This is a genomic window from Helicobacter sp. 13S00482-2, from assembly GCF_002272795.1.
Taxonomy (GTDB): domain Bacteria; phylum Campylobacterota; class Campylobacteria; order Campylobacterales; family Helicobacteraceae; genus Helicobacter_J.
The window spans coordinates 19,662-29,136 of sequence record NZ_MLAT01000017.1 but is presented as its reverse complement, the minus strand read 5'-3'; the positions used below and the strand labels follow the sequence as shown (position 1 = coordinate 29,136).

At 30.4% G+C, this 9,475-nt stretch carries 8 protein-coding genes and 1 pseudogene; 4 read left to right on the top strand and 5 right to left on the bottom strand.

Going from position 1 to position 9,475, the window contains the following annotated elements; genetic code table 11:
* The coding region (locus BKH42_RS07520; RefSeq protein ID WP_143428587.1) for a hypothetical protein at positions 1–805 on the bottom strand (805 nt) is incomplete at its 3' end.
* A 415-nt stretch (positions 806–1,220) separates the two neighbouring features.
* Here BKH42_RS07520 and BKH42_RS09785 point away from each other — a divergent pair.
* A complete protein-coding gene (locus BKH42_RS09785) occupies positions 1,221–1,376 on the top strand; it encodes a Rha family transcriptional regulator (protein ID WP_219349847.1) in 156 nt (51 codons plus the stop codon).
* Positions 1,377–1,386: 10 nt separating this feature from the next.
* On the opposite strand, the pseudogene BKH42_RS09875 reads toward BKH42_RS09785, so the two are convergent.
* From BKH42_RS09875 to BKH42_RS07495, 4 genes and pseudogenes are all read right to left on the bottom strand, one after another.
* Positions 1,387–1,587, bottom strand: a pseudogene (locus BKH42_RS09875) (type II toxin-antitoxin system HicA family toxin).
* Entirely contained in the window at positions 1,580–1,798 is a 219-nt protein-coding gene (locus BKH42_RS07505; protein ID WP_095296003.1) for a type II toxin-antitoxin system HicB family antitoxin, read from the bottom strand. The pseudogene BKH42_RS09875 and the gene BKH42_RS07505 overlap by 8 nt, the downstream one beginning before the upstream one ends.
* A gap of 201 nt (positions 1,799–1,999) precedes the next feature.
* Complete coding sequence (locus BKH42_RS07500; protein WP_095296002.1) at positions 2,000–3,313, bottom strand: tetratricopeptide repeat protein; 1,314 nt, start codon at positions 3,311–3,313, stop codon at positions 2,000–2,002.
* 168 nt (positions 3,314–3,481) lie between these two features.
* Positions 3,482–4,381: a hypothetical protein gene (locus tag BKH42_RS07495; RefSeq protein WP_095296001.1), complete on the bottom strand. Its 900-nt coding sequence runs from the start codon at positions 4,379–4,381 to the stop codon at positions 3,482–3,484.
* Positions 4,382–4,490: 109 nt separating this feature from the next.
* Here BKH42_RS07495 and BKH42_RS07490 point away from each other — a divergent pair, with 109 nt between their 5' ends.
* From BKH42_RS07490 to BKH42_RS07480, 3 genes are all read left to right on the top strand, one after another.
* Entirely contained in the window at positions 4,491–4,994 is a 504-nt protein-coding gene (locus BKH42_RS07490) for a peptidylprolyl isomerase (RefSeq protein WP_095296000.1), read from the top strand.
* 142 nt (positions 4,995–5,136) lie between these two features.
* Complete coding sequence (locus tag BKH42_RS07485) at positions 5,137–7,446, top strand: dynamin family protein (protein ID WP_095295999.1); 2,310 nt, start codon at positions 5,137–5,139, stop codon at positions 7,444–7,446.
* Positions 7,443–9,467, top strand: coding sequence for a hypothetical protein (locus BKH42_RS07480; protein WP_095295998.1), 2,025 nt, complete (start codon positions 7,443–7,445; stop codon positions 9,465–9,467). Before BKH42_RS07485 ends, BKH42_RS07480 begins: the two co-directional genes overlap by 4 nt.
* Positions 9,468–9,475 lie beyond the last annotated feature (8 nt).

The window sequence follows — 9,475 nt, the reverse complement described above, 5'->3', positions numbered from 1 at the left end:
TGCCAATATTGTAATTATATTTCAAATAATAAACATCGCTATAGGTTGAATTTTTAGTGATGTTGAACATATTTGCAAAACTCTGAGTGACTCTACCACAAGCTTTATCTCCACTTAAAAGACATCTCGCATCTCCTGAACTATAGACTTCAGGCCTATTGAGGTTCCCATGATCTGCAGATAAAAGCCTTATATCTGAAGATGATAGAGCTGCTTGTGCGATGTCTGCTGTGAATGGCAATAAAAGCGTAGAAAGCACTAATGAAAATAAAGGGAAAAATGCTTTTTTAGAAGATTTGGGATTCACAGGTCTTGAAGTACCATCAGGGTTAGATCCCTTAGCATTCAAATGAGTCTCAAATTCCTTAATATCCTCAATTCTCTGAGAATGATAAAACTTTGAAGATTCAAAGTCTGTAGAAACTACAAATGGACTGCCATTAGGTCTTGAAGTACCATCAAGGAGAAACCCTTCTCTTTTCTTTTCATCAAGACTAGCTTGAGCAGAACATGCTAAAAAACTATCCCATTCCTTAGCACTGCTATGGTTGTGAAAATCTCCAGAAAATCTAGAACTTTCATTCCTAGACTTCCTAGCATTAGCATCAACTTCACTTGAAATAGTATTGCAATTTAGGTTGCTTTGAAATCTTTCAGTACTAGAAAACTGATTGGTATTACCTGAGTGTGAAGAGGGAGCTTTTAAGAGATCTGAACCCCCCCCCCCAAGAGAATAATTATCACTTACATCGGTATTTTTGGCACTGATGTGCAGTATGGTACGTAAAAAATTCATTGTTGTCATAGGAATCCTTCATCATTTGAGTTGTTGTTGTTGATACATTAAATCCAGTGAAATTATACTGCATTCCAAATAAATAATGTTTAAAACATTCTTAAAAAGTAAGAAAAATCCACAGAACTTGTCATAAAAAAATCCAAAAGTAATCATTCTAAATAAACTTTTCAATCTTACAAATATCGATAAAATGGGAATTTGGAGAGTTGAGAAGACAAAATGATGTATTGAGAAAGAGATAGTTGAATAAAGTGAAAGAATTCTATTCATCAGCAGAAATCTCGCTGATTTTAACTCAATTTCACTCCAAATCCCCTCTGATTTGATTCAAAAGTAAATGAAATCTCTGTTTTTTTCATTTACTTTCATTTACTTGGAATGGAATGTAATAAAAAAATTGATTCTCTTGGAAAATCTAAAATTGGATTATCTTAGAGTATCACAAACAACAAATCTAGATAATGTGAAAATAACAGATCAAAGATACAAATACTACAACGTTACTAAAGATGGATTTGCAATTTTAGTAATGGACTTTATGGCGAAAAAGCTTACAAATGGAAAATTGCTTATATAATCAAGTTTGATCAGGAATTGCTTAGCTCTGTTATTTCAAAAAGCTGTTTGATGATTTTTGGGTGCAACGTTTTTCCAGTATGATGAGGCAAAACCATTCTGATTCTTAATATAAATCCTATTACTACCCTTTTTTCTATCTAATGATAAAGCCGTTTTCTAACAACATTTTTTTTAGCTTGTTTTGGAGTGAGTTTTGGTAATTCAGGCATTTGATAAATCAAGTGCTATGATTGAAGTGGTTTTATTTTGAATATTTAAAATCTCTTCGCTTTCAAGACTTTCTAAATAAAGCTCTCCTGCTTCTTTGATATTTAAAATCACCTCTTCATAAGTATTTCCCTCTGACACACAGCCTTTAAGTTCAGGGATATAAGCAAAATATCCATCTTTATCTTTCTCTATGATTGCATTTAAGATCATTGTGAACCCCCCTTGTTTTAAAAATATAGACTTCATTTCATTTTTGTGGAATTTTAGCAAAATCAGATCTGAGCTTGATTGTAGCAATTTTTGATTCAACAATCAAGATTCTACAATAATTTTGGAGACCTCTTGTGATTTTTTAGCAAGAGGTTATACTACCGTTAATGATTTTAATTTTAACCTCTTTTACTCTCGCTTTTAAGGCAAATTACTCAATCCATCAATAAGGTTTTTATAAAAAGCACAGCCTAAAACATAGGTCAAATCACATGCTTTTCCATAAGCTTGTAAGGATTCTCTGAAATAAGCTGGATTTTTTGAACTTGCATAAAGCATTTCATTAGCAATTCCCTTATTCATATAAGCGAATATATCTAAATGACCATAAGCATAAACAATCACTAATTGATAGATTGGATTATCTGGGTGATTGTGCTTGTATTTAGCACTTTCTTTGATGAGATAATCATAAAAGGTGATTGCTTTATTCATATCTAAAAGTGAATTCTTGTTGATAATGGCATTCAAAAATACTTGATAAGAACTTCTATCATCTCGTTTCAAAGCCAATAAATCGCCTTTTTGAATGAATACTTTAAGTTTTGTATCTATTTTGGATTTTGTCCTAAGTTTTTGTTGCTCTTTGATTTGTTTTGCTTTTGCATCAAGCAATATATTATCACTTATATCTGAGAAGTAATCAACTTTTGATTCAAGGAGATAATCATTGAAAACAAAAAATCCCATATCGCCATCTTCTTGAATATAAAGTGGGTTATTTTTATAAAAATGACCATCTATGAGAATTTCTTTAAGAATCTGATTGGTTTTTAAAGTATATTTTTGTTCTTCAAATGATAAACTACTTTCTAGGACTGGAAATTGCATCAGTTGATAATCAAAATCTTCCTCAGCTTCTTGTTTTGTTTTGGCAGGAGTTTTTATCCCTTCTTGTATTTTTTGTTTTTCTTGCATTGTTTTAGAGAGTTTAACGGGTTTTTCTTCTTCAATTCGTTTTTTCTCTGTGATTTTTCTTGTCTTTGCAATAAAGGCTTTTTGATATACCTGAAATGCTTTGATATAATCAGCAGGAACACCTAAACCCTTCTCATACATTTTAGCTAGCATATAACAAGCTCTTTGAGAATATTTGAGTTGTGATTTTTTTGTCAGAACAGTATCATCATCGTTAGTATATCTTTTGGTTTCAATCTTCTTGTCTTCGCAACCCTTATTGAAGTATTCAAAAGCTTTTTGATAATCTTTGGCTACTCCTTTGCCATTGTAATATCCCCACCCTGCTAAAAAGCACCCATAAGGACTCACAAGTTCATTGGAGTTACACACTTTAGTTGCAATTTCATTGGCTTTTTTATAGTCATTTTTGATTCTTAAACCATTATAGAGTTCATAGGCTCTTCCTAGATCATTTTTTGGAGGTTTCACAGTAGGAGGAACACAACCTACTAAGAGTAAAATTCCTAAACCTGAAAGCATTATTTTAAAGTTCATTTTTATCCTTTTGATTGGGGTTTTAATAATAATTATATCATCAATTGTTATAATTAAACATTACTATTTTAATTTTAATGCTTAAAATAATTTGAAATATAAAATTTTCATGATTGTTTTTGATGAAGATAGTTAGTTTATCTTGAATTTAGTTATTATAAACTGCTGTTATTTTTGAGTGTTGTTCGCTATTTTGGTTTGAGAATTTATATGATAAAAATGATTTTTGCAGACATTACTAAAAACCTGATCTTTTAAAATATTTTTTTCTGTTGATTCGCATATGAAGGCCTGTACAATTTCTTTTTTTATCAAAACAGGCAAATAAGAATCTGTAAGGACACTAAAAATTCCCAAAAAATCACCATTTTTATCAAAATAGGGTTTGCCAAAAACAAATCTTCCCTGATCGTCAAAAGGCAAAGAATAGCCATAGGAAATTTCTTTTGCTAATTTTTGGTTGTAGTGGTTTTCTTCCTTGATAAAATAAGTTCTGCGGACTCCAAAAGTATCGGCTTGTTTAATGATTGGGTAATACAATCCATCTTTAATGAGTTCTTGAGTTGGCTTTTTTGAAAATATATTTTGAGCATACTTATCGTATATGCGTTTATGGTAATAGCTCTCTGCTCTTGTGTTGCAATAATCATCTGTAAAAGCAGTTGTTTCAAGTAATGATAAGCCTTTATTGCTGTCCATAACCTTTAGGCGAAGTTGAGCTATGCAAATCAATGGATCCGCGCTATCATCTTGCATTTTTGCAATAATTTTTTGAGGATAAAGACCCTCATTATAAGTGAGTTCAGAAGATGTCAAATAAAATCCATCTTGAAGTAACAAAGCAAAGCCCTGCTTAAAAGTACCGTTATTGAAATAAACAGTGAGAACAGCAGTGCTATAGATCCATTTGAAAGATTCTAAAGAATCAATACGTATTTCTTTCAGATAATTATCTGAAACAGGGGCATCTTCATCTTCAAGCACATCTTCTGAAGCAAAAGCTAAAGTATGTATCAAAAACATAGATCCAATGGCACAAATCACAAATGAAAGTAATTTTTTATACATACTGATATCCGCTTCCTTGAACTCTTTTTGCTAACTTAATAAACTTCATAGCCTAAAATCGGTAGAATTCAGGTTTTATTTAGCTTATTTCAATACAAGGAAGACGATTATGGAAGAATTGAAAACATATGACATCAATCAAGAAGATCTCAAAAGACTTCAATATGCCATCATATCAACAGAAAAAGGGGATATGGTCATAAAACTATTTCCTGAAGATGCACCCCAAACAGTAACAAATTTTGCAAGTTTGGCAGGAAATGGATTTTATGATGGGTTGATTTTTCATCGGGTTATCAATGATTTTGTTGCACAAGGAGGTTGCCCTTATGGAAGTGGAACTGGAGGACCAGGATATCGCATCAAGTGCGAATTAAGCAACAATCCCAATAAGCATAAAAAAGGATCTATTTCTATGGCTCATGCCGGAAGAGATACAGGCGGGAGTCAATTTTTTCTATGTTTTAAAGAACTTCCTCATCTTGATGGAGAACACACTGTGTTTGGAAGAATCAGCCCATCTGATAAAGAGAGCTTGAAAGTTTTGGATTGTATTGCTCCTAATGATAAAATTATTTCTATCAGGATATTAGAAGACATTTCGGATATATAAAGCCTAACACATATGTTTTTGTATTTAAATATACAAAAACATGGTCTTGCAGATTTGAAAAATAATCATATTTTAATGAATTGGTTTGATTGCATTATTATGATATTATTTTAAGAAATCTTTAAATTGAGAACGGGATCTTATGGACACAAAAAATGATATTGTAGAATATTTTTTTTCATTGGTTTATCCAGAGACTCATTTTGAATTTGATGATACTGCCCAAGATGAAAAATCTCTAATAATTGACATTTCTCATTTAGAAAATAAAGATTTGACAGAGCTTTTTGCAATTATTTTATCCTGCAACAATAGAAATAGAAATATTTTTTTGAATATGCCTTTTTTTGAAAATCTCCTGAAAAAGTTAGGGTTTAAACCAAATCAAAAACATATTCAAACATTACAAATACAAGTCCTAGAGTATATACAAAAACAAGCCAATATCAATCTCATTTATGAAATCTTTGAGCATCTCAATACTCTTAAAATTGGAGGGGTTATTTTATATGAAGAAGAGCAATGTATCAAAACAAGTTTTAAACATCATATCCATCAACTCAATAGCAGACAAAAACTCCAAAAAACTCCAAAAAGAAAAAAACTCAAGACATTTGATATAAAAAGTAGTTGGTTTTATCAAAATATTGAGTACATTGAAAATATACTAGAAGATGCAAAAAAGATCGGTTTTATGCCTATATGGTTAGCAAATTTTGCAGATAATCAGGTAGATACATTAAAACAAGCAAAATTCAATATCTCTATTTGTGGTATTGCAAAATCTGGAAAATCAACCTTGCTAAATGCGATATTATCTCAAAATGTACTAGAAATATCTGCAATTCCTGAATCTACAAACAAAATCCAAGTTTCATATGCAAAAGAACCTAGAGGTGTTGTGAAATTTCTAAACCAAAATGAATGGGAGCGACTTGTCAAAAATCTATATTTTGATGATAATCTAAGCGAACTCATAAGAGAAAATAAAGAATCTTTTCAATCCCTCATTGATTTCTATATCACTCCTAATGGAATGGAATTGGATATGAAAACCGATGATATTAAAAATTACACAAGTAGTAAGCATTATTCAAAGATCTCTTACTTGGTAAAAGAAATCACCATCAACTCTCCAGTAGAACTTCTAAAAAATAACCTCACACTCATCAATACGCCTAATATCAATACAATTTTTAACTACAAAGCACACCAGGTGGAAACCTGTATTTCAAAGAGTATTGCGACTCTTTATCTTATCAATGCTTCCAAGCCTCATTCACAAAAAGATATTGATTTTTTAGCAAATGCAATCAATTATAAAAATTTGGAAAAGATTCTGATAGTATTCACTAGATCTGATTTGGTGAGTCTTCCTGATTTGAAAAATTTAAGCAAAAACATTATCGAGGATATCAAAAAGATTTCTTTGGGGGATATTGAAAAAAACATATCAAAAATAGATTTTATACCAATTGCAAGTACTCTTGCTCTACTCCATCGAACAAATCATTACGATGAAGCACTTTTGCGTGGATATGATATTGAAGATACGGGTATTATTGCACTTGAGGACTATATTGAAAATATTATTTTCAAGCAACCCACTCAATACACACAAAATTTACTCCTAAATACTTGCGAAAATCTTAAACAAATTTTCAAAAAAAATCTTGCCATATTAGAACAATCCTCCTGCAAAAGGAATATAGAAAATCTTAATGAAAAGCTTGAAGATATTAAAATTAAAATATTAGATTTTACCCAGGAAATGACAAAAACCATAGAAGACACCACACAGGAGACAAAAATTAAAATAAAAAACTTAGGTCTGAATCTTAAGGATTATTTATTGGATTATATCAACTACGAAAGTTCTAAAAACAAGTATGTCAATGCCTCTAAGTTAGAAAATATCATCACAGGTAATCTCAAAGATAATCTCAGATACCTCATAGAAAAAACCCAAAATCACTTTGATAAAAGACTTGAGGCCTTTATAGAAAATATACATTTGGTTTATAGCCTGATTGATCCAGATACATTTGAGAGTGAATTGCTAAGATTTTATGAAAACAATCTAAGAGAAATAACAAAATATCAATACACAGAAGGAGATCTGAATCTTTATACCAATGAGCTTAAAAAATATATCAATCATATTTTGCGTGATGGTGCAAAACTAAAAGACATTAAAAATACCATGAATAGGGCATTTGAACTAAGCAATGAAAATATTCTAACTTATTTAGATCAAAAAATTGAATACAAAAAATCAAAATTTTTAGAGAAAATAGATCAAATGATAAAGTCAATGGAATTTTTAATTAAAAATAACTCTACTGCATTTGTTCCTGTAAATACAAAAGAACAGGCCATGCAGACTCAAAAATTAAAAAATATACAAGAAAAAATCTCCCTACATATAGAAGAATTAAGGGAACTTCAATGAGTTGTATTTCAAATTTTATTAAAGAATATCAAAACATCCAAGATTCCCTATTGCCAAAATTTGAGTCAGGCCTAAAGGGCTTAATAAAAGAGATAAGTTATAAACTAACCCAAGATAAATTTTCACCATCTGTTGAACTTAAAAATTTCATAAAAAATATTGACCAAAAATACAAAGAACCTCTGAAGGTTTCAATCTTTGGCACTAAACGCAGTGGGAAATCAACTTTTATTAACACCATCTTACAAAGCCATATCATTCCTAGTGATTCAGCTCATGCAAAAAAAACTTATATCATTGGTTATGGACATACAAAATCTATCATAGCTTATCACAAAGATCGCACTACCACTGGACTCAATACCTTGTCAATAAGCGAACTCTCACAAGAAGAACTTGATAAAATCGTGCATTTTGAGATAAATTTTCCCATTCCCATACTCAAAGATCTAATCATTTACAAGCATCCTGATATTGAACTTAGTGATGAAAAAAATATCAAAAATATAAGCGAAGAAATGAATCAAAGCGATATCATTATATGGATAAATCGCATTGATGATCTTGCAAATATGGAAGAACTCAACATATTCAAACCTTATATTCAAAGAAAAACAGATACCTCTTTATGCATTCTCAGCCATATTGATGTGTTAGAAAAACCTGAAGATATTATCGCTTCACTAAACTTTTTCAAAGAGCATTTCACAGAAGTATTCAGCGATATTTTACCTATATCTCCAATCATTTTATACAAAGAACTCGCTATTGATGAGCAATTATTTGTTCAAAAAGAGCTCCAAAGGCTTTTTCAAAAATACTCGCAAATAAAATCTAAAGCATTCAAAACACATCAACAATCATTAATAAAAATATTTACAGATGCCCAAGAAAACATCGACATATTCTATCAAAATCGATCAGGGATACCAAAAGAGCTTCAAGAACAAAAAACAAACCTGAGTGCAATATTTGAACGTCTCAACCTCCAAATCATCCCAGCAGCAAAAAGACAAAAAGAAGAACTTATCAGGGAAGAACTCACGCTAGTAGTTAATAAGATCAAAAAAAACTATTCCGATATTATTGGTATTTACTCGAAATTTAAAATTCTACTTCAATCAAATATAGAAAATCTCTCCAAAAAAATAGACTCTATTAAAAGCAAAACTATCGAAGAATTAGATTTCTTTTTTGTGAGTTTGGATTTTGATAAAAACAATATCATTGAGAGTATTTTAAAAAATACACATTCATATAAAACACAGATTTTTTTACAAAATCCAAATTTCTTCCAGATACTAAAAGGAAAAAAGAAAACCTTCAAGGCTTATAAGATTGATTCAGAAACAATATATCAGGAACTTCTGAATCAAAAATCAAGACCCTATAGAACCTACAAAGCACTCTATTACAAATTCACAAAATTCACACTAAGCATCAGTGCTATGTTTGAAAATTCCCTTGATGAATTCATAGCAGAGCTGAAAAAATGGCAGACAAAAAACGAGCTTATCAAAAAAAAGGATAATATCTTAAGTGATTTTAATTACAACAATTTACGAATTTTTGCCTCCAAAATCTATGAAAATATTGTTCTGGATTTTATTGAGATTATCACAGAAGCTGATAAGGAACTACAAGTTTTATTTTGCAAAATAAGCACACAACTTCAGGCAAGAAGAGAACTGCTCATCAAGCACACAATGTCTTTGTTGCTTCAACATTTTCATAAAGAACTAAATGAAGCAAGTATGAACAATGCTAAAACATGCATCCCTCCAACAAAAGAGTATCTTGATAAAATAATTGATACAAACTTTTCTATGGAAGAGTTTTTGCAAACTATCAATAAAGATGGGACATTAATAGAAATATTTGAAACATTAAATAAAGAAATAACCAAACTTAGTGATGAAAAATACTACCTGATTGAAAGAAAAATATATGACCTTGATTTGCTCCAAAAAACAATCCTTGAAGTGCATCAAAATATATCTTCGGAGAAAAATAATGCTTGATATAAAAG